Source organism: Domibacillus epiphyticus (genome assembly GCF_001975785.1).
GTDB lineage: Bacteria > Bacillota > Bacilli > Bacillales > Domibacillaceae > Domibacillus > Domibacillus epiphyticus.
In genome coordinates, this window is sequence record NZ_MSFI01000026.1 from 15,274 (window position 1) to 36,038 (window position 20,765).

Annotated in this window: 20 protein-coding genes; 6 read left to right on the plus strand and 14 right to left on the minus strand. The window is 40.9% G+C overall.

Annotation, left to right across the window (positions count from 1 at the left end; all coding sequences use genetic code 11):
• Positions 1-1,011: a lactonase family protein gene (locus tag BTO28_RS14300; RefSeq protein WP_083711633.1), complete on the minus strand. Its 1,011-nt coding sequence runs from the start codon at positions 1,009-1,011 to the stop codon at positions 1-3.
• 201 nt (positions 1,012-1,212) lie between these two features.
• On the opposite strand from BTO28_RS14300, the gene BTO28_RS14305 reads away from it, so the two are divergent.
• The 3 genes from BTO28_RS14305 to BTO28_RS14315 are packed head-to-tail and all read left to right on the plus strand — an operon-like array spanning position 1,213 to position 4,183.
• Complete coding sequence (locus BTO28_RS14305; RefSeq protein WP_076767457.1) at positions 1,213-2,139, plus strand: hydroxymethylglutaryl-CoA lyase; 927 nt, start codon at positions 1,213-1,215, stop codon at positions 2,137-2,139.
• A gap of 37 nt (positions 2,140-2,176) precedes the next feature.
• A complete protein-coding gene (locus BTO28_RS14310) occupies positions 2,177-2,971 on the plus strand; it encodes an enoyl-CoA hydratase/isomerase family protein (RefSeq protein ID WP_076767460.1) in 795 nt (264 codons plus the stop codon).
• Between the two features lie 45 nt (positions 2,972-3,016).
• Positions 3,017-4,183 carry an acyl-CoA dehydrogenase family protein gene (locus tag BTO28_RS14315; RefSeq protein ID WP_233129892.1) on the plus strand — a complete coding sequence of 389 codons (1,167 nt, stop codon included), beginning with the start codon at positions 3,017-3,019 and terminating at the stop codon, positions 4,181-4,183.
• Between the two features lie 104 nt (positions 4,184-4,287).
• Here BTO28_RS14315 and BTO28_RS14320 read toward each other — a convergent pair whose 3' ends face one another.
• The 4 genes from BTO28_RS14320 to BTO28_RS14335 form a co-directional block, all read right to left on the minus strand.
• Complete coding sequence (locus tag BTO28_RS14320; protein WP_076767462.1) at positions 4,288-5,745, minus strand: SLC13 family permease; 1,458 nt, start codon at positions 5,743-5,745, stop codon at positions 4,288-4,290.
• A gap of 43 nt (positions 5,746-5,788) precedes the next feature.
• Positions 5,789-7,141 carry an MmgE/PrpD family protein gene (locus BTO28_RS14325; protein WP_076767465.1) on the minus strand — a complete coding sequence of 451 codons (1,353 nt, stop codon included), beginning with the start codon at positions 7,139-7,141 and terminating at the stop codon, positions 5,789-5,791.
• Between the two features lie 176 nt (positions 7,142-7,317).
• The gene (locus BTO28_RS14330) at positions 7,318-8,586 is read right to left on the minus strand and encodes a TRAP transporter large permease (protein WP_076767467.1); all 1,269 of its coding nucleotides are present in this window, start codon (positions 8,584-8,586) and stop codon (positions 7,318-7,320) included.
• Complete coding sequence (locus BTO28_RS14335) at positions 8,583-9,137, minus strand: TRAP transporter small permease (protein ID WP_076767470.1); 555 nt, start codon at positions 9,135-9,137, stop codon at positions 8,583-8,585. Before BTO28_RS14335 ends, BTO28_RS14330 begins: the two co-directional genes overlap by 4 nt.
• Before the next feature lie 222 nt (positions 9,138-9,359).
• On the opposite strand from BTO28_RS14335, the gene BTO28_RS14340 reads away from it, so the two are divergent.
• The 3 genes from BTO28_RS14340 to BTO28_RS14350 are packed head-to-tail and all read left to right on the plus strand — an operon-like array spanning position 9,360 to position 11,874.
• Positions 9,360-9,944 (plus strand): amino acid synthesis family protein, encoded by a 585-nt coding sequence (locus BTO28_RS14340; RefSeq protein WP_076767472.1) that lies wholly within the window; start codon positions 9,360-9,362, stop codon positions 9,942-9,944.
• Positions 9,941-10,846 (plus strand): NAD(P)-dependent oxidoreductase, encoded by a 906-nt coding sequence (locus BTO28_RS14345; protein ID WP_076767474.1) that lies wholly within the window; start codon positions 9,941-9,943, stop codon positions 10,844-10,846. Before BTO28_RS14340 ends, BTO28_RS14345 begins: the two co-directional genes overlap by 4 nt.
• On the plus strand, positions 10,843-11,874 hold the full coding sequence (locus BTO28_RS14350) for a DctP family TRAP transporter solute-binding subunit (RefSeq protein WP_076767476.1): 1,032 nt from the start codon (positions 10,843-10,845) through the stop codon (positions 11,872-11,874). The genes BTO28_RS14345 and BTO28_RS14350 overlap by 4 nt, the downstream gene beginning before the upstream one ends.
• Before the next feature lie 56 nt (positions 11,875-11,930).
• Here BTO28_RS14350 and BTO28_RS14355 read toward each other — a convergent pair whose 3' ends face one another.
• From BTO28_RS14355 to BTO28_RS14395, 9 genes are read right to left on the minus strand one after another with little or no spacing between them, the layout of a single operon-like run.
• Positions 11,931-13,313 carry an MmgE/PrpD family protein gene (locus BTO28_RS14355; RefSeq protein ID WP_076767478.1) on the minus strand — a complete coding sequence of 461 codons (1,383 nt, stop codon included), beginning with the start codon at positions 13,311-13,313 and terminating at the stop codon, positions 11,931-11,933.
• 33 nt (positions 13,314-13,346) lie between these two features.
• The gene (locus BTO28_RS14360; RefSeq protein WP_076767480.1) at positions 13,347-14,507 is read right to left on the minus strand and encodes a CaiB/BaiF CoA transferase family protein; all 1,161 of its coding nucleotides are present in this window, start codon (positions 14,505-14,507) and stop codon (positions 13,347-13,349) included.
• Between the two features lie 43 nt (positions 14,508-14,550).
• On the minus strand, positions 14,551-15,114 hold the full coding sequence (locus BTO28_RS14365; protein WP_456297751.1) for a Fe-S-containing hydro-lyase: 564 nt from the start codon (positions 15,112-15,114) through the stop codon (positions 14,551-14,553).
• A gap of 5 nt (positions 15,115-15,119) precedes the next feature.
• Complete coding sequence (locus BTO28_RS14370) at positions 15,120-15,965, minus strand: fumarate hydratase (protein ID WP_076767482.1); 846 nt, start codon at positions 15,963-15,965, stop codon at positions 15,120-15,122.
• A gap of 25 nt (positions 15,966-15,990) precedes the next feature.
• On the minus strand, positions 15,991-16,494 hold the full coding sequence (locus BTO28_RS14375; RefSeq protein WP_076767484.1) for a PaaI family thioesterase: 504 nt from the start codon (positions 16,492-16,494) through the stop codon (positions 15,991-15,993).
• Positions 16,491-17,249, minus strand: a complete 759-nt coding sequence (gene sdhB, locus BTO28_RS14380) for a succinate dehydrogenase iron-sulfur subunit (RefSeq protein ID WP_076767486.1) — start codon at positions 17,247-17,249, stop codon at positions 16,491-16,493. The genes BTO28_RS14375 and sdhB overlap by 4 nt, the downstream gene beginning before the upstream one ends.
• Positions 17,246-19,054 (minus strand): succinate dehydrogenase flavoprotein subunit, encoded by a 1,809-nt coding sequence (gene sdhA / locus BTO28_RS14385; protein ID WP_076767489.1) that lies wholly within the window; start codon positions 19,052-19,054, stop codon positions 17,246-17,248. Before sdhA ends, sdhB begins: the two co-directional genes overlap by 4 nt.
• 32 nt (positions 19,055-19,086) lie before the next feature.
• The gene (locus BTO28_RS14390; RefSeq protein ID WP_076767491.1) at positions 19,087-19,728 is read right to left on the minus strand and encodes a succinate dehydrogenase; all 642 of its coding nucleotides are present in this window, start codon (positions 19,726-19,728) and stop codon (positions 19,087-19,089) included.
• Positions 19,729-19,756: 28 nt separating this feature from the next.
• Positions 19,757-20,614 carry an HpcH/HpaI aldolase/citrate lyase family protein gene (locus tag BTO28_RS14395; protein WP_076767493.1) on the minus strand — a complete coding sequence of 286 codons (858 nt, stop codon included), beginning with the start codon at positions 20,612-20,614 and terminating at the stop codon, positions 19,757-19,759.
• Between the last annotated feature and the right edge of the window lie 151 nt (positions 20,615-20,765).

Here is a 20,765-nt window from a genome sequence, read left to right on the forward strand (position 1 = left end):
TTAATCCGCTCCCTTCAAAATGACACAAACTGGTTTTGTAATGGTTATTTCATTTCCTGTGAACAAAGGCATTCCGTTTTCTTCTAATTTAAATAATGCGACATTATTTGAGTCTTGATACGCAGCGATTAAGTAGGGAGCATCCGGCAGGACACAAAAACTTCTCGGTGTTTTTCCTTCCCCGTCAACGTGCCGCGGCTGTGACAACGTACCTTCTGCTTCAATATCAAATATTGCAAATCCATCCCATCCGCGTACAGATGCATATAAATATCTGTTATTCAGACCTAGCTGTAAGTCTGCCCCTGTATGTTTGCCATTATATCCATCAGGCAAAGCTGCTATTGTATCAAGATGAATAATATCCCCATCCTGCCCTACTTTATAAACTAAAACCGTGGAGTCAAGCTCATTCATAACATATACAACCGGGAGTTTTGGATGGAAAAGAGCCATTCGCGGACCCGATCCTGGTGCCGTTTTTACTTCTTTTACAACCATCAGTTTTGTTTTCTCATACACAGCGAGCGCATCTGATCCAAGATCGCAAACGAGCAAATGCTTCCCGTTCGGAAACGGTGTAATAGAATGGACATGTGACGCGTCCTGACGTTCTTGATTCGGGCCGCTTCCTTCTCGTTTTGAAAAAGCCGATTTAACAATTGAAGTGCCGTGGCGCTCATATTTTGTAACGGACCCACCATAATTCGCTGTCCATGCAGAGGCTCCTTCCGCATAAATATGACATGGCGCCATATCACCAGCATCCGCAGCACCTTTTAAATTAAGACCGTCATCGTTTATTTGAAAAAGAGCTGCTGTTCCTTCCATTGATTCACAAGCTGCATACAAAAAACCGTCCGCTTCTGCTAAAAATGACGGGTTTGACGCGCCAGCGTACCGTCCTGTCACCGTTAACGTTTCTCTGTCTTTATCAATATTCACCTTATAAATGCCGGGCTCTTCTTTTTTTGCATAGCTGCCGATCCATAAGGAAGTGATCATTTTCATCCCTCCGTTCCCAGGTTCTCTCTTTCTTCATTACCCGCGAAAAAGATTTTTATACATTGAAAAAAGGGAAATTCGCCACAAAGGAACCGAGCTTAGAAAATCCATCAAATATTTTACATTTAATATTCAGAAAATATAGACAAAGATAATTGGATCCTGTATCCTTATAGTTAGAATTGTTAATTAAGGAGGAACCCACCTTTGAAGCTTCCGAGTACCATTCAAATTAATGAGGTTGGCTTACGAGATGGACTGCAGTTGGAAAGCATGATTATGTCGATCGATCAAAAAATTAAATTAATAGACGCTCTTATAAAAGCGAATGTAAAAACGATTGAATTCGGCTCTTTTGTCCATCCGAAACTTGTTCCACAAATGAAAAATACAAAAGAAGTTTTCCAATTACTTGCTGAAAAGAAAAAGGATGTGACTTTCATTGCGCTAATCCCTAACTTAAAAGGAGCTGTTTTAGCCGCTGAAGCAGGTGTCGAGCGTGTGAATACAGTTTTATCTGCAAGCAATACTCATAACCTTCAAAACATAAAAAAATCGACACAACAATCGCTTGAGGACTTTGCAGCAATCAAAGACTATTGTGACGAGAAAGAGATTTTACTCGATTGTACAATTGCCACAACGTTTGGCTGTCCCTTTGAAGGTACCATCTCTGAAGACCGAATCCTTTCTATTATTGATGAATTGATCAGAACTGGAGTAAACGTGTTGAGTTTAGCAGATACAACAGGCATAGCCAATCCGAAGCAAGTATTTGATCTATCCTCTAAAGTGCTGGAAATATGGCCTGATCAACCTTTTAATTTGCACTTTCATAATACTCGCGGAATGGGATTAACAAATGTATTAGCTGGTGCTCAGGCAGGAATCAACAGTTTTGACGCGTCTTTGGGCGGCTTAGGCGGCTGTCCTTTCGCACCAGGAGCTACTGGGAACATTTGTACAGAGGATGTTGTTCATATGTTAGAAGAAATGGGAATTGACACAGCCATATCTCTTGATGGCTTGCTGGAAGCATCTCGTATGTTACGAAACATATTAGGCCATGAACTTCCTGGTCAAATTTTAAAATCCGGAAAAAGTTCAAAGCTGTACCCCGTGCCAGCTAGTTAAAATGAAAAACGAAAACGACATGAAGGAGCTGCTGCAAATGAAACAATGGGATACGATTACTTTAGAAAACAATACAAGACTTAAAGGTATTTATGTCCTTACATTAAACCGGCCTGATTCCATGAATGCGTTAAATACACAAATGGCAATCGACATGATCGACTGTTTAAAAACGCTCATAAATCAAGTTGACTGTAGAGGGCTCATCATTACAGGGGCTGGAGAAAGAGCATTTTGTGTCGGAGCTGATTTAAAAGAGCGAAATGGCATGACGAAAGAAAGTTGGAAGCACCAGCATGATCTTTTTGAGGAAGTGACTTTATTAATTCGTGAATTTCCATTTCCCGTTCTTGCTTTAATCAATGGATATGCTCTTGGCGGTGGATTTGAAATCGCTCTCAGCTGCGATATGCGTATTGCCGCACCCCATGTAAAAGCTGGCTTTCCCGAAGTAAAGATTGGCATTATGCCTGGCATAGGAGGAACGCAGCTTCTAACCCGGGCAATTCCAATGGGTATAGCGAAAGAACTATTATTCAGCGGGAAACAAATTACTGCACAAAGAGGAGTAGACATCGGATTAATCAATCAAATTTCGAGCACTGATTCACCTATTTATGAAGCGCTTACATTTTTAGAGGATATTGCACGGAATGCTCCCCTTTCCCTTCAGCAAATTAAAGCTGCCGTTAATGAAGGAGCCGACGCAGATTTAACGACAGCTTTGGAAATTGAGCTGCAGGCCTATTACAAATGTGCAGAATCTGAAGACAGGTTAGAAGGAATAAAAGCGTTTAATGAAAAAAGAGAACCCGTCTGGCAAGGTAAATAAGGAAATCGCCTAATTTTATAAATTAGATAGCAGGAGGAAATAAAAATGGCTACAATGACTAGTACCGCAGAAGAACTTGATTTAATCCGAAAAAGTGTCCGTGCTCTTTGTGCAAAGTTTCCTGAAACATATTGGAGAGAATTAGACGAAAAGAAAGCCTATCCAGAGGATTTTATTAAAGCGTTAACGCAAGAAGGATGGCTGTCAGTCCTTATTCCAGAAGAATACGGCGGGGCCGGTCTTGGGATAAAAGAAGCCTGTGCCATTCTTGAAGAAGTGAACCGGTCCGGCGGCAACGCAGGGGCTGGTCATGCCCAAATGTACACGATGGGCGCTGTTCTTCGTCATGGCAGCAAAGAACAAAAACAAAGATACCTTCCTAAAATCGCAAGCGGAGAACTCCGGCTTCAAGCTTTTGGCGTAACTGAGCCTACTGCTGGCAGTGATACAACAAGTATCGAAACGACAGCAGTAAAGAAAGGTGACCGTTATATCGTCAATGGGCAAAAAATTTGGATCTCACGCGCAGAACACTCGGATTTAATGCTGCTTTTAGCAAGAACAACTCCAAAAGAACAAGTGGCGAAAAAGACCGATGGATTAAGTTTATTTTTACTTGATATGAAAGATCAAAAAGAAAATATTACGATTCGCCCTATCGACACGATGATCAACCACGCAACAACTGAAATTTTCTTTGAAAATGTGGAGATTCCGGAAGAAAACTTAATCGGTGAAGAAGGGAAAGGATTCCGTTATGTGCTCAGCGGTATGAATGCAGAACGTATTTTGATTGCTGCTGAAAGTATTGGAGACGGTTTATACTTTGTTGATAAATCAGTCCAATATGCGAACGAGCGAGTTGTATTTGACCGTCCAATTGGACAAAATCAAGGTGTTCAATTCCCTATCTCACAATCCTTTATGGATATTCAAGCAGCGCAATTAATGATGCAAAAGGCTGCAGACATGTTTGATAACGGTGAAAATTGTGGAGCAGAAGCCAACATGGCCAAATATTTGGCCACAGAAGCTACATGGAAAGCGGCAAATGCTGCGATGACAACGTATGGTGGATACGGTTTTGCGACTGAATATAATATAGAAAGAAAGTTTCGTGAAGCACGTCTATTTATTGTTGCACCAGTGACAAATAATCTCGTGTTAAGCTACGTAGGGCAGCATGTGTTAGGACTTCCCCGCTCCTTTTAAGACTTAATAATCTCTATATAATAAAAGAAACGTGAAAAGACACTTTCCTTGAGGAACCCGAATTTCCTGTCGAACCTCAAGAAAAAGTGTCTTTTTCATTACGCCTATAATAAACCGATCCAATTCCACCACGTCACAGCCATTAAAAGTGTCAGGACGCTCATGATTATCGTCAAAATCAATCCAGGAAGCAAAAACTCTTTTTGCTGAATCTTCCCGGTGCTATGTACGAGGACATTTGGGGTAGATTCAACAACCAGTATGTAGCCGTGCAAACAGGCAAGCGAAGCGGTCATACATATAAGGACGGGGTCTGTTCCGGCTTTTGCGGATAATCCGATAAAAATCGGAATCAACGTTACGACAGCAGTAGAAACGTTTGCTACGGCAAGATGTAAAATATGAGTCAGGATTAAGACAACGATCACTGCTAAAACAGGAGAACTGAGAAGATCAATCATCCAGGGCACACTTAAACTTTCACCAACAAGTACCGCGGCTCCTGATTGATTAAAGGCGTAGCCAAGAGATAATGTTACCCCCATTAAAAGGACTGTATCGAAGTTGATTTTCACTAAGTTCTCCCATGTCGAGCACCCGATACCCGGGAGAGCCATTAAAACCACTCCTATAAGCGCGGGCACACTCGGATGCATCCCATGCCAAGGCTCTGTAAACCAGAGCCCTACAATGAGTATAAGTATGGCGAGGCACTTCTTCTCTTGCCTATTTACCTTCCCAAGACTGCGAAGTTTTTTATTCATTTCTTCTACAACATGTGGAAAGTTTTTCTCACCTTCTTCAAGCGGATACCATTTTAACAATACGTACCAGGCAGTCGGAATTAGGATGAGCCATAGCGGAAACGTATAATAAAACCATTGAATATATGTAATGTTTATTTGAAGAAATTCTTTTAATAATTCCACCGTCAAAATGTTCCCTATGGCTGCAGTCATAACAGCAGTCCCGCTTATCGTACCTCCAAATGCAACACCGAGCAAAATCATTTTCGTTAAGTTGCCCTTCCCTTTTTCACCAATCGCTTCTAAAGACATTAATGCAATAGGAAGGATTAAAGCCGTTCTTACAGCAGCGGCAGGAATAAAAAACGATTGAGCTTGAGGGATAATCAAAATACTGGCCAACAACCCTTTTGCTGTACCGCCCCATTTTGCCAAAAATAAATACGCCATTCTTTTCGTTAGGGGCGTATCATTTACGCCCCTCGCCAACATCATCCCTGCGATAATAAGAAAAACAGCGGGTGAGGAAAAGCCGCTATATACAACTTCTGTGGACACCACATTAAACAGGAGCATAAAGACAAGGATAATCATTGCGGTTAAGCCGATTGGCACAGGTTCAAATGTCCAATAAAAAACACTAAGCACTAAAAACGCCAGCATGATTCTGGCTGATTCAGAATATTGATCAGGAAGAACCATGTAGACCGCTACCATGATCATAATACCCAGCAAAAGAATAAACAGCTTAGGAATCGTTATTTTTGAAGGCTTTATTTCGGTGCTTAGTTTCGTCTTCGTATTTGGTAAACTCATGTTTTCTCACGTCCCATTCACTCTATTTGCATATCTTACTATATTATGAATGGTTTTCCGTAAAAACAGGACAGCATAATGCAAAAAATTCCGCTAAATCATCCACCTCATCTAAATGAGCAATAAGATCAATTAATCTTCTTTTCTTTTCCGTATTAATAATAGAACCGGTCACGTCTATAAATTTATCCTGCAGCTGCTGATCTGTCATCGGGTTTTGTTGGCTTCCAATGGCATGGTCTACCGTATGAATATATTCCCGTCCATCATATAACTTCACCTTTACTTGTGCCTGGTCTTCACGATATGTCTCATTAATAACAAGCCGGACCTTTTCTCTAAGTCCCTTTATACAAGAATCGTTTACACAATCATCCGTAAATTCATGAATGCCTGCTTTCAATTGAAAAAATGCTGCAGCTACACAATGATACACACTAAACTTCCCTTCCAATCCAGTCGTAATGATTTTTTTCCCTGTTAGTTCTTCAACAAGAGGATGCCCTGTAATTTCGATCCATTCCACTTGTTGAGGCAAGAGTTGATATTTCTTCTGAATAGAGATGATTCCATCAATTGCTGGATGTGTCACCACACCGCTGGCAAAAGGTTTATAGCTATTCTTCTCAATTTCATATGTCTCTCCCCACTTTTTCGTAATCATTTCAAAACTTTCTTCATTTGAAAGAGCTTTAACGAATCCTCTTTCAGCCTCTAGCGACTTTGTTGAACTCGTAAAACCCTGTGCTGCCATCAATGCAGCGAGCATTCCGTTCATTGCTGCTTTCCCCGGATGATAGGGCTTGGTCATCGTTCCAAACATCTCTCTTAGTCCTGTTGGATCTGTTGCAGCAATCCCAATAGCAAATAGCGTTTCTTCGACGTTAAGCCGCATCATTGTGCTAATAGCCGCTGCAGCACCTATCCCTCCTACACTCCCTGTTATGTGCCATCCTTTCCAATAGTGGGAAGGGTAAACACTTAAAGCAACCCGCGCCGCCGCCTCCGTACCAACAATAAAAGCCTCCAGTACGTCTTTTCCGCTTTTTTTCTGGTATTCAGCAAAGGATAATACAGCAGGATAAACGGGTGCGGACGGATGAAGCACCGTTTCAAGCAGCGTATCATCAAAGTCATCAACATGAGATGACAGGCCGTTTAGTAAAGCTGCAAAAAGCATATCCACTTTTTCTGTTCTGCCCAATACGGATGCCTGTGGGCTGCTGCCAATGACTTGAGAAACGGCTAAAACCTTTTTTACTGATTCATGCTGACTTCCTCCAATGGCAACTCCAAGCCAGTTTAAAAGACTTCTTTTCGCTTCATAAATCGCCTTTTCTCCGATTTTTTCATAAGAAGACGCCGTGATATAAGATGATAGAGTTTGAGTGACCATATTTTATCTCCTTTTTTAAATACGAATAAAATGAAAGAAAGACACTTTTCTTATTAAATGAACGTACGAGCCATCCAACCAAGAAGAAGTGTCTTGAAAATTTGTAATAAAACTCATTAGCAGGATCTCTTATATTGGATGTTGGATCCTATATGAATCAAGAAATTACCCTGTTATTATTGAGCCAGATAGAGAGAAATTTGCGGGAATAAAATAATTATGACAAGCGCGAGCACAATAATAGCAAAGAACGGGGCTACCCCCTTTACAACTGCACCTACCTTTTCCTTCGCTATTCCGCTTACAACAAATAAGTTTAAACCGACAGGCGGCGTAATCATCGCAAGCTCCATATTAATCGTCATAATGATGGCGAAGTGAATGATATTGATATCAAACATGACAAGAACAGGCAGCAAGATCGGTAAAGTAATTAAAATAATCGCTACTGCTTCAAGGAACATCCCCATAATAAAGAGCATTAAATTGACCCCGATAATGAAGATCCACTTATTTGTGGCACTATCCTCAATCCAGAGCGCGAAATTTTGAGGAACTTGTTCTGTTGTGAGAAACATCCCAAAAATCATAGCCGATGAGATAACAAGAAAAATCATCGCGGTAATATTAATTGACTCTTTTAAAATCTCTCGAAATTTCTTAAAGGTTATTTCTTTATAAATAAAGACGGATACAATGATCCCGTAAAAGCATGCAAGAAAGGAAGCTTCTGTCGGTGTAACAATACCTGAATAAATCCCTCCAAGAATAATAACGGGCAGCAAGAACCCCCATATCGCTTTTGTTGATTTTTTCATTCGTTGTTCCATTGTTTCTTTTGGCAATCTTCCATAATCGTTCATTCGCGCATTAATAATCGCAAAAACAATTAGCAGACCGCCCAGCATAATGCCTGGAATGACTCCGGCAGCAAATAATTTACCAACAGATTCTTCCGCAACCGAACCGTAAATGATTAACGGAATAGAAGGCGGGATTAAAATGCCCAGTGTTCCAGCTGCTGCTACAAGACCCATTGCATACTTTTTACTGTAGCCTGCTTTTACCATTCCCGGTATCATAATGCTGCCAATGGCAGCGGCCGTAGCTGGACTGGATCCTGAAATTGCCGCAAAAACCATACATGCTAAAATCGTTACGACTGCCAGACCTCCACGGATATGTCCAACCCATGATTTTAAGGCCTCAATTAAATAATATGAAATACCTCCTTTAGACATAATAATACCGGCAAAAACAAAGCCTGGAATCGCCATTAGTGTTGCCGAATTGATAGAGGTAAACATCTTTTGAATAACGGTATAAAGTGTGAAATCAATCATCGAAAGCGCAACAATACTAGAGAGCCCTAAACTAACCGCAATAGGCACACGGATGAGACATAGGACAATAAAGATCAGAAACAGTAAAACGACTGAATTCACGCCAATTCCTCCTTCTTCTCTATCTCTTTATTCGTTTCTTCTAGACTTTCGTAAATATGATCAATTTCACCGATAAATTCTCTCGGATCTCCTTTTAACGAACGGTACGCTTTTACAAAAAAATAAATGCCGAGTAAACCCATCCCAACCGGAAGAACAAGATACGTGAGCCATATTGGAATTCCAACATCAAGAGTTTTTGTGCCCTGCAATTTTGTAAGCGTTATCAATTCAAAGGATGAATAAGTAAGATAAAAGGAATATATACCTCCGATAACGTTCGCAATAAAAGCGACTATTTTTTTCGCTCCGGTTGGCAAAGCGTCAAATAGCAGCTCAACTTGAATATGACGGTTATCTTTTAAAGCCATCCCAAATCCAATAAATATTGACCAGACCATTAAGAACTCAAATATTTCTGTTGCCCATGCCGGCGGTGCATTCATCACATATCTCATAAAGACACCATACAAACTCACAATAACACCCGCAACAAATAACAAACCCGCCACGCCTTCTTCGAGAAGATCAAGTCCTTTAGAAATTTTCAACTCATTCAACTCCTTTTTGTATACTGGATCCAAAATCATCTTTTACTTAGATTTCAATATATCAGATTACTCAAAAGAAATAAACAGAAAATTTTATTTATTTTTAATTTTCCGTTTGAAATAATAGAAATTTTTGTTATACTCATTTTATCGTCAAGTTTAATGACGTGTATCGATTCGATTATATTCTTCGGATCCAATATCCAATAAGGGGAGGGTAAAATGGAAATAGAGATCAGAAAAATCGTCACAGTTTGTGAGGAAACGTTTATTGAAGGCTTTAAAAAGGCTGAAAAGCCCGTCCGGATTGCTGCGGCGTTAGCCGTTATTAAAAATCCATATGCCGGGCAGTTTGTAGAAGAACTTCAACCGTTAATCAACACTTATTCTGAAAAGCTAGGAAAACTTTTACCAAAAAAAGCAATGGAAGCCTTAAATATTTCAGGAGAAGAAGTTGAAGCATATGGGAAAGGCGCTTTAGTAGGGCTCGATGGCGAAATTGAACATGGATCGGCTATTATTCATACCCTTACATTCGGAAACCCTTTTCGATCTCTTTGCGGTGATGCCGAAACATTACTCCCTTCTGCTGAAAAAAGAGGATCAGCAGGCGCCGGTATTGATTTAGCTATAAAGCATAAAATGGATGAAAAAACAAGAAGTCATCATATGACATTTGAAACAAGAATACCAGATGCACCTAGAAATGATGAAATCGTTGTAATTGCTGCCGTTGCTTCAAGCGGACGCGCACATCCTCGAATTGGTTCATTGCACAAGGAACTTGAGGGAGTATTTCCTTCATGAACAATAACATAGGTTTTATCGGTCTTGGCAAAATGGGACTCCCGATGGCGAAAAACCTATTAAAAAACGGATTTACCGTTTTTGGCAGCGATGTAGATGAAACTGCTATCAATGAATTCAAAGGCTCTGGCGGTAAAACCGGCATGATCAACGAATGGATCCATTCTGTCCATTCCATTATTTTAATGCTTCCCTCTTCCACCATCGTTAATCAAGTTGTTGATGACATTATCGAATTATACCATCCAGCAGCGCATCATGGTTCCAATCACTTACTGGTTATCGATATGAGCAGTTCTTATCCTTCCGAAACAAGAAAAAATGGAAAAAAACTAAAAAACAGGAACATAGACTTTGTTGATGCTCCTGTCAGTGGAGGGGTAAAAAAAGCGATTTCTGCTTCATTATCTGTGATGGTCGGGGGCAGGTTTGAAGACTATCAAAATTGTAAGCGTTTACTAGATTGCGTTGCTGAAAAGATTTTTTACATTGGAGATTTAGGAAATGGCCACTTACTAAAAGTGATGAATAATTACCTATCTGCCGGTCATCTTTTAATGGCTAGTGAAGCGATTCATTTATTGGCTGATTTTAATGTAGATCCGAAAACAGCTATAGAAGTAATCAATCAAAGTTCAGGCAGAAGCGGATCAACGGACTACAAATTTCCCTCATTTATACTAAATGAAGAATACAACTCAGGATTTAGTCTGCGTTTGATGGAAAAAGACGTGATGATGGCTAATCAAGTGTTCAAAGAGTATGATGCTGCAACCACACTGCCTCAATCCGTTTTCCATCGATTTAATGAAGCTAGCGCCATTCTGGAAAAAGAAGCAGATCATACAGAAATTTTCAAATTCGTTGCGGCATATTTAACAAAAAAGGGGGCTTTCAAATGAAAAAAGCAAAAAAAATCTTTTTGTCAATGTTGACACCTGTATTAGCTTTAAGTCTTGCTGCATGCAGCGGCACAAAGGAAACAGGAGGTACAGGTGGAGCAGAGAGCGGTATACAGGAGATGACCATTAAAATTTCGCACGTTGTTGCAGAAAATACACCAAAACAGCAAGGTGCCTTAAAAATGAAAGAATATATCGAGAGTGAATCCGATGGAAAAATTAAAGTACAGATATACCCAAATAGCCAATTGTTTGGTGATAAAGATGAATACCAAAATTTAATTGCCAATAACGTCCAATTTATTCTTCCGGATATGGCCAAGCTTGTTGGGAGCGATCCTGGTTTTAATATTCCATCCATGCCATTCCTTTTTGAAAGTGATGAAGCAGCTAATGCATTCTGGGACGGTGAAAAAGGACAAGAGATTTTTAAACGATTAGAAAAAGATGGCGTTCGCGGGATCACAAACTGGCCGAACGGACCGAAACATATTACAAACAACATAAAAGAAATTAAAGGCCCGGATGACTTGGACGGTATGAAAATACGTACTCAAGGCGGAAAATTACAGGAAGAGATTTATAAAACATTAGGCGCTGGTTCTACTTCTATTCCATTCGGCGAGCTCTATACAGCACTCCAGCAGGGAACTGTAGATGGTCAGGAAAACACGTTTAGCAACATTGAATCGAAAAAATTTGATGAAACGCAGAAATATATGACAATTACAGGACACAATCGCGTAGAATATGCATTATTAACAAACACAAAGTTCTGGGACAGCATGAATGACGAAACAAGGGAAATCGTTGAAAAAGGTATTGAAGAAGGCACAAAAGTAGCCAGACAATCTGCTGCAGATTTGAATAATAAATCTCTTGAAAAATTAAAAGAACGTGGAGAGATGAAAATAACAGAGCTTTCTGAGGAAGATATTGCAGCCTTCAAACAAAAATTGGCTCCGGTATACAAAGCATGGACAGAGGAAATTGGAGCGGACATTATAAAAGACGCAGAGAGTAAATAATGCTTCATAGATATAAATAAACAGACGGCACTTACAACAGCGCCGTCTGTTTTTAGTTATTTTTGTACGTGCTTTTGATAGCCCATCCCCGCCTGCAAACCAGCCGGCAGCCATTTCGCTACATTATGATAATCTTCTAGATTTTTTACATTCACGATCCATTCTTCGACAATATCTTGTGGTATTTCCATTGTCATGTTTCTGAATTTTCCAACCAGCTCATCCATGGATACGGGATTCTCTGGATCTCCCTTTGGATAATCTGTTTCTTTCTCTATCACCTGGCCATTATGAAGTTCTATTTTGATGGCTGATCCCCACTTGTCTGGGTATCGATCATCTATTTCTTGATCTAAAGTTACCTCAATTTTTTTCATTAATTGCCGAATTTTTTTGTCTTGCAGTGTTTCTGTCTTAAAATGATGCATCCCTGCACTGTTCTTTATAAAAGCCAGTGCTGCACAGAATTGAACACTGAATTTAGATGCGTAAATCGTATCAGGATCTGGATTGTCGGTAATATCAATAACAGCTCTATACCCTTTTATCTGTACCTTTTTGATATCCTCCGCCTGCAATGGAGTGTCTTTGTTTATCGATAAAACTAAATCAATAGCTGGGTGAGTATGCCTGCAAGAGGCATGAATTTTAAAGGAGTTTTCTGTAATTTTTAATTTCTCTCCAAGACCGTTCGTTATTTTTGCTTCATCATAATCGGTGGACATTGCTTTAAAAAAGCCTCGGTCCCCTTCTAATATTTTCTTGGCTCCTGTAAATCCTTTTTCGGCTAAAAGGGCTGATATGACACCATTCATTGCAGCTTTCCCCGGATGCAGCTGTTTAGACATGGCACCATCCTCAATAAATTCCCATAATCCTGCGGCCTGTGTACCAGCTGAACCTAATACATGAACAATTTGCTCCTCATTTAAATGAAGTAATTTCGAAACGGCAGCCGCAGCGCCAAATGTTCCACATGTAGCAGTATTGTGCCAATAATGGTAGTGTGAAGGAGATACAGCTTCACCAATTCGATAGCATATTTCATATCCAAGAGCAACAGCGGCAATGAATTCTTTGCCGCTGCTCCCTTTCCATTCAGCCACAGCCAGCGCTGCGGGAATTACAACAGTGCCAGCATGGATAATGGATCCCTTATGAATGTCATCTAATTCAACGATATGGCTCGAGGCGCCATTGACGAATGCTGCCTGCGCAACGGAAGTCTTCCCACTGCCTGTTAGTAGCGTAGATTGAGGCGCTCCTCCTGCTTCGAGTACCATTTCATTAATCATTTGAATGGGTGCCTTTTTATGTCCTGCCAAAGCGGAACCTGCCCAATCGAGAATACAAATCTTGGTGAATTCAACTGCTTCTTTTGGAAGATCGTCATACGAAGTATTTACGACAAAAGCGGCCAAAGTTTTACTTAATGTCATCTCGTTATCCCCACCTTCCTTTTTAAAATATCTTTATACTCTCTGAATCCTGCTATCAAAGCCAAATTCTTTTAAAATGGATTCTGTGTGTTCGCCTACTTCTGGCACCGGGTTCATGACCGTATCAATTCCTTCAGCAAATGTAACCGGAGGAATTAAGGCCTTTATTTTTCCGGCAGGTGTGTCCACCTCTCTCCATCGATTGCGAACATTCAGCTGAGGATGTTGAATAAACTCTCGCATCGTATTCAAACGGGCATTCGCAATATTTGCCTCTTCAAGGCGGTCAATGACGTGATTTGAATCAAGCTTTTGAAAAACGGAATCAATTATTTCCTTCAAAGATTCTTTGTTGTCTACTCTATTTGAGTTGCTGTTAAACCTGGTGTCCTTAGCCACCTGTGGGTTTTGCAGCACTTTTTCACAGAACTGCGCCCATTCCCGTTCATTTTGAATGCCCAAAAATACAAGCTTTTGATCGCCTGCCATAAATGGGCCATACGGGTAAATTGTTGCATGGCTTGCACCGGTTCGATTTGGTTCCGTACTTCCATACGCTGAATAATACATCGGATACCCCATCCATTCCGCAAGCGCTTCAAGCATTGACACTTCCATTACAGTTCCCTTGCCGGTCTTATTGCGGGCGATAAGAGCTGTCAAAATACCTGAATACGCATACATCCCTGCAGAGATATCCGCAATTGAAATGCCGGATTTTGATGGTGTATCTTCCGTTCCAGTAATGGACACTAACCCCGCCTCACATTGGATAAGCAAGTCATATGCTTTCTTATTTGTATAAGGTCCAAAAGTGCCGTAACCGGATATTCCACATATAATAAGCTGCGGGTATTTTTCTTTTAATACAGAAGCGCTAAATCCAAGACGATCTACAGCACCCGGCGCTAAGTTATGAATGAAGACATCCGCTTTTGACAGCAATTCATCCAGGACTTCTTTTGATTCTTCCTGTTTTAAATCCAGAGCGATCGATTCCTTTGAACGGTTGATCCAGACAAAGTGACTGGACATTCCATTTACGGTTTTATCATAGTTCCGGGCAAAATCTCCTGTACCCGGCCGTTCCACCTTAATGACACGAGCCCCCAAATCCGCCAGCTGTCTAGTGGCAAATGGTGCCGCCACAGCTTGTTCCAACGAAACGACCGTAATTCCTTCTAGTGGTAACATGGGCGAAGCCTCCTAACCATTTGATTTAATGAAAACAGTTTTTTTACACAGAACGATATTTTTCCGCCCCTTGCTTATACCAATCTCGACCATACGCATCATTTATCACTACAGCCGGAAAATCTTCTATCACCATTTTTCTGATCGCTTCTGTCCCTAAATCTTCATAGGCAACTACTTCCACTTCTTTAATGGTGCGGGCAATCAATGCACCTGATCCACCGATAGCACCAAAGTATATCGCCTCATTCTTCTCAATTGAATCAATAACTTCCTGGCTGCGATATCCTTTTCCGATCATTCCCTTTAATCCTAAATCCAACAAATCGGGGGTATATTTGTCCATTCTGCCACTCGTCGTTGGTCCGGCAGATCCGATTACCTGGCCTGGTTTGGCCGGTGTAGGTCCAACATAATAGATAACGGCTCCTTTTATATTAAAAGGAAGGTCCTCTCCACGTTCGAGCGCTTCCGCCATTCGTTTATGCGCGGCATCTCTTGCTGCATAAACGGTCCCGCTGATTAATACCCGGTCACCCGATTTTAATGATCGAACCGTATCCTCATCAAATGGCGCTATTATTTTTATGGCTGACAATACAATCACCTCGTTTAAAGAATAATTTCTTTATGCCGGCTTGCATGACAATTCAAGTTAATCGCCACCGGCAGTGCGGCGATATGGCACGGAGCAATTTCAATTTTCACATCAAGCGCTGTCGTGCTTCCCCCCATTCCTTGAGGGCCAATCCCGAGCTTATTGATTTCTTCCATTAACTCTACCTCTAACTTTTCGATTTCCTCAAGATGGCTTCTTACACCGATTGGTCTAAACAGAGATTTTTTCGCTAAATACGCACACTTTTCGAAGTTCCCGCCGATACCCACACCTACAACAAGAGGTGGACAGGCATTCGGTCCTGCAACACGGACAGTTTCGATAATAAAGTTTTTTATTCCCTGGAGTCCATCGGATGGCTTTAGCATTTGAAGCTTGCTCATATTTTCGCTTCCGCCGCCTTTAGCTGACATATGAATGATCATTTGGTCACCAGGTACAACCTCGACGTGGATGACAGACGGTGTGTTATATCCTGTACTTTTTTGTCTTGTAATCGGGTGATCGACAATTGAATGCCTCAAATAACCCTCTTCATATCCCTTTTTTACCCCTTCATTAATCGCGTCGTATAAATTGCCCCCTTCAATGCGGCAATCCTGGCCAAGCTCAACAATAAAAACGGAAACGCCGGTATCTTGACACATTGGTACACGCTCGGCGGTTGCAATATTTGCATTTTCAATCAATTGATCAAGTACATCTCTTCCTGTTTCAGACACTTCCGTTTTTAATGCTGATTTAAATGCATTGACGACGTCTTCACCAAGATCATAGTTTGCCTCTTGACATATAACGGAAACTTTCTCCACAATTTTTTCATAGCTTATCGTTTTCAAGTAACCCTTCCCCCTTTGATCCGTTTCATTTGTTCCCTGCGAAAAAGGTTCCCAGCCCCACAGCAACAAGATCATTCTCATCATCTACAATCATGCACTGCCCGACCACTGTTGTTTTCCCCTGATGCAAAATGACAGGATCCGCGTACAGCTTGCTTCCTTTCCCCTGCTTTATGAAATTCACTTTCAATTCAATGGTGAGTACTTTTCTTTCTTCTGTTTTTGCTAACGCTGAAATAATTTTGTACCCAAGCGCCACATCAGCCAGTGTATAGACCGCTCCCCCTTGAGCGACGCCATATTTATTGGCGTTTTGGAGTCCAAGATCCATCGTGACCCTGTTTTCGTTTTCTATATTAATGCCAAGTGACCTTCCAAAATAATGAAAATCTCCATCTTTTGAGCGTTTTATCGATCGTATAATATGTTCAATATGTTCAAGTTCTTGCTGTGTAAGTTCATTCAAACTTTCATTAATTGATTTCCTTATGACCAATGAACCGCTCTTCCTATCCGTATTGGCAATCATTTTCGGAACCAGCTTGTCAGTGCGTATTTGTTAGCGCTTTGATTCAATTCAGCAAGTGCCGTTGTTAATGGAATTTCTTTCGGACAAACTTGAACACAGTTCTGGGAATTTCCGCAATTCGCTATCCCCTCATCTCCAATGACAACTTCCATCCGTTCCTCTTTTTTCAGTGCCCCGGTAGGATGCATATTGAAATACTTTGTCTGGCCCATCGCTTGCGGACCGATAAATGGAGATTTACTATTTACATTCGGGCAGGCTTCGAGGCAGCATCCGCACGTCATACATGTTGAATATTTGTAAGCTTCCTGCTGCTCGCTTGATGAAATATTCGGTCCTGCATCCAATGCATACGTACCGTCAATAGGGATCCAGCCCTTAATTTTTTTCAAATCTTCAAACATTCTTTCTCGATTCACCACTAAATCTTTTTCAACTGGAAATGTACTCATTGGTTCTAACGTTATTGGCTGTTCCAGCTTATCTACGAGCGCTGAACAAGCTTGTCTTACTTTCCCATTAATTCTCATGCTGCAAGCGCCGCAAACTTCTTCCAGACAATTATAGTCCCAAACAACAGCACGGACAGCTTCACCATTTACGTTTACCGGATTTCGCTGGATTTCCATTAAAGCCGATATGACATTCATATTTGGGCGATACGGGACATGAAATTCCTCCCAGTATGAAGGGGCATCTAAATCGTTCTGCCTTTTAATTTTAAATCGCAGTACCTTTTCTTTCGTCTCAATCATTTAACTGCCTCCTTTACTGCTGCCGCCGCCGCACTCTTGCTGCTTTCCTCGGTTTTGCTGTCCGACATGACATCATACCTTCTCGGACGCGGCTTAATATATCGAAGATCCACCGGCTCATACGTAAATTGGGGCCCGCTTTCCGAGTAGGAGGCAATTGTCGTTTTCAACCAATTCTCATCATCACGCTCGGGAAATTCTGGTTTATAATGTGCTCCCCTGCTCTCATTACGATTAAGTGCGCCTAGTGTAATAACTCTTGCCAATTCCATCATATTGCGCAGTTGTCTGACAAAAACCGCGGTTCGATTTTGCCATGATGAGTCATCATCCATTCCGATGTTATTCCACCTGTCTAACAGTTCCTGTAGTTTTTCGTCTGTCTTTTGTAGCCTGTCATTATATCTGACGACCGTTACGTTATCCACCATCCAGTCGCTCATTTCCACATGAAGCTGGTACGGATTTTCTGTTCCTTTCATATTGTATATCCGGTTCATTTCTTCCTCTTGACTCATTCTTTCCTTTTCATATAAATCATCTGGCAAGTCAGTACACGATGTTTCCAGCTTTTGCACATATTTAACCGCGTTCGGTCCTGTAACCAGCCCTCCATAAATAGCAGATACAAGCGAATTTGCGCCGAGACGGTTTGCACCGTGGTATTGATATTCACATTCTCCGCAGGCAAATAGCCCTTGAATGTTTGTCATTTGATCATAGTCAACCCATAAACCACCCATCGAATAATGCATCGCCGGGAAAATTTTCATCGGCACTTTTCGTGGGTCATCGCCTGCAAATTTTTCATAAATGTCTAAAATTCCGCCTAATTTTCTTTCAAGCTTTTCTTCCGGCAAATGGGAGAGATCTAGATAAACCATGTTCTCTCCGTTTATTCCGAGTTTCAGGTCCACACAAACGTGAAATATTTCACGTGTCGCGATATCACGCGGTACCAGATTTCCATACGCGGGGTATTTTTCTTCAAGGAAATACCACGGTTTCCCTTCTTTATATACCCATACCCGGCCGCCTTCTCCCCGTGCCGACTCTGACATTAACCTCAATTTATCATCACCTGGTATCGCGGTCGGATGAATCTGGATAAATTCTCCATTAGCATAATGTGCACCTTGCTGGTACGCGATGCTATGTGCGCTTCCTGTATTGATTGTTGAGTTTGTGCTTTTTCTGAAAACGTTGCCAATTCCTCCTGTAGCCATAATAACGGCATCCGAACGAAATTCTTTAATTTCCATCGTCTTTAAATTTTGCGCGATCAATCCACGGCATATTTTCTCGCCATCAAGTACGAGAGACAGCATCTCCCAGTGCTCGAATTTTTCTACTAACCCGTCAACCTCATATTTACGCACCTGCTCATCAAGCGCGTACAATATTTGCTGCCCTGTCGTTGCACCCGCAAAAGCGGTTCTTGAATATTTCGCGCCGCCTAAACGCCGGAAATCGATCTTTCCTTCTTCCGTCCGGTTAAACTGAACACCCATTCTCGCCAGCAGGTAAATGATATCCGGCGCAGCATCACACATATCTTTTACTGGCGGCTGGTTTGCCAGAAAATCACCGCCATAAATTGTGTCGTCGAAGTGCTCCCATGTAGAGTCCCCTTCACCTTTTGTATTGACCGCTCCGTTAATTCCACCTTGTGCACAAACCGAATGTGATCTGCGTACTGGAACTAGTGAAAATAGTTTTACCACGCCGCCTGCTTCCGCAATTTTAATGGTTGCCATTAAGCCGGCTAAGCCCCCGCCTATAACAATATAATCCTGGTTTTTCATCTATCCCGCCCCCTAATCCTTTTGTTGTTCACTTATATAAAACTAAATAACGTCGCAACTCCTAAAGCACTCATTAAAGCGAAAAGAATCATGCTTACTTGCAAAGCAATTTTTTGAGATGTTTTCCCAATGGTTATTCCCCAGGTAATAAGCGCCGTTGATAATCCGTTACAAAGATGGTAAGCGGTTGCAATAATGCCGGCAACATAAAATGCAAAAATGATGGGATTTTGTAAATGTTCGCTGACAAGATGATAGTTTACTTCTGTCCCTGTCATCGCTGTCGACAATCGAAAAGACCACACATGGTAAATGACAAATACGAAGATGATTACACCGCTTATTCTTTGAAAGAAAAATGTCAAGTTTCGCGTGTATTTGTATGAAGCTGTATTATGATTAGAGATAAAACTTAAGTAAAGTCCATATATAGCGTGGAAAAGGAGGGGAATTGCAATAAATACAATTTCAATCCCAATTAAAAACGGGAGGCTCTGCAAAAGCGCAATTTGTTCATTATACTTTTCAGCACCGAACATCGCCATGGAATTTGTATAAAAATGCTCTGCCATGAACAACCCGAGTGGAAGGATTCCTGCAAGCGAGTGAAGCCGTGCATAAAGAAATTTCTTGCTTGATTTGCTTTGAGGAGCATTTGCTATCGCGGCTTTCATATTTTTCCCCCATTCCTAAAAGTAATGATTACATGTAAAACGATGCAATTTTTTGTGCTTTTTTATATACGGGATAATCAACCATTTTATTATTCACCGATATGGATGCCAATCCCTGCTTTTCCGCACGTTCAAACTCTGTCACAATTTTATAAGCTTTCTCTACCTCTTCTTTTGAAGGAGAAAAGACAGAATGAACGGCTTCTATTTGCTTTGGATGAATGATTAACTTCGCTTTAAAACCAAGCTGTTTAACAAATTCAGCTTCTTTTATTAGCCCCTCCGTATTCTTTAAATCTGGAAAGACGGCATCAACCGGGCTTTCTAAGCCGGCCGCTTTAGAAGCCGTTACGATCTTTGAACGGGCGTATAGCAGTTCAAACCCTTCTGGTGTCAATTCACAATCAATATCCAATGAAAAATCAATGGAACCAAATGAAAGTTTTGTGATCATCTTATCGGCTTCGGCAATATCATAGACATTTTTAACACCCTTTGCACTTTCAATGAGAGGGATGACATCAAATTCTTCAATCTGTAATCCAGACCTCCTGATCAACCCCCTTACTTTGTCACAAACTAGTTGAATCCCCTCTGCATTTTCTACTTTCGGAATGATGATCCCCTTCGCTCCATTCGTTATTGCACAGGAAAGATCGCTTTCCCAATAGGGAGTTGCTATGTCGTTCATACGAACAAAAATATCTTTTTTATCTTTAAAGTGATCCAATGCTTCTTTCACGTTTTCTCTCGCACTTTCTTTTTCTGAAACTGCCACTGCATCTTCTAAATCAATGATTATACAGTCAGCAGGAGAATATATTGCTTTTTCAACCATTTCGATTTTGGTTGCTGGAACAAATAAATAAGAGCGATATACAGTCATTCTTTCATAAACCTCCTTTATCCTTTGAAGAAGTATGAAACGATTCAAAATGAATATTGTATTCTGGATCCAATATTATTTTTACTTATTTTATGCCACTTACATGCGTAAGTCAATGAAATTTACTAATATTCTGTATATTCAATAACCT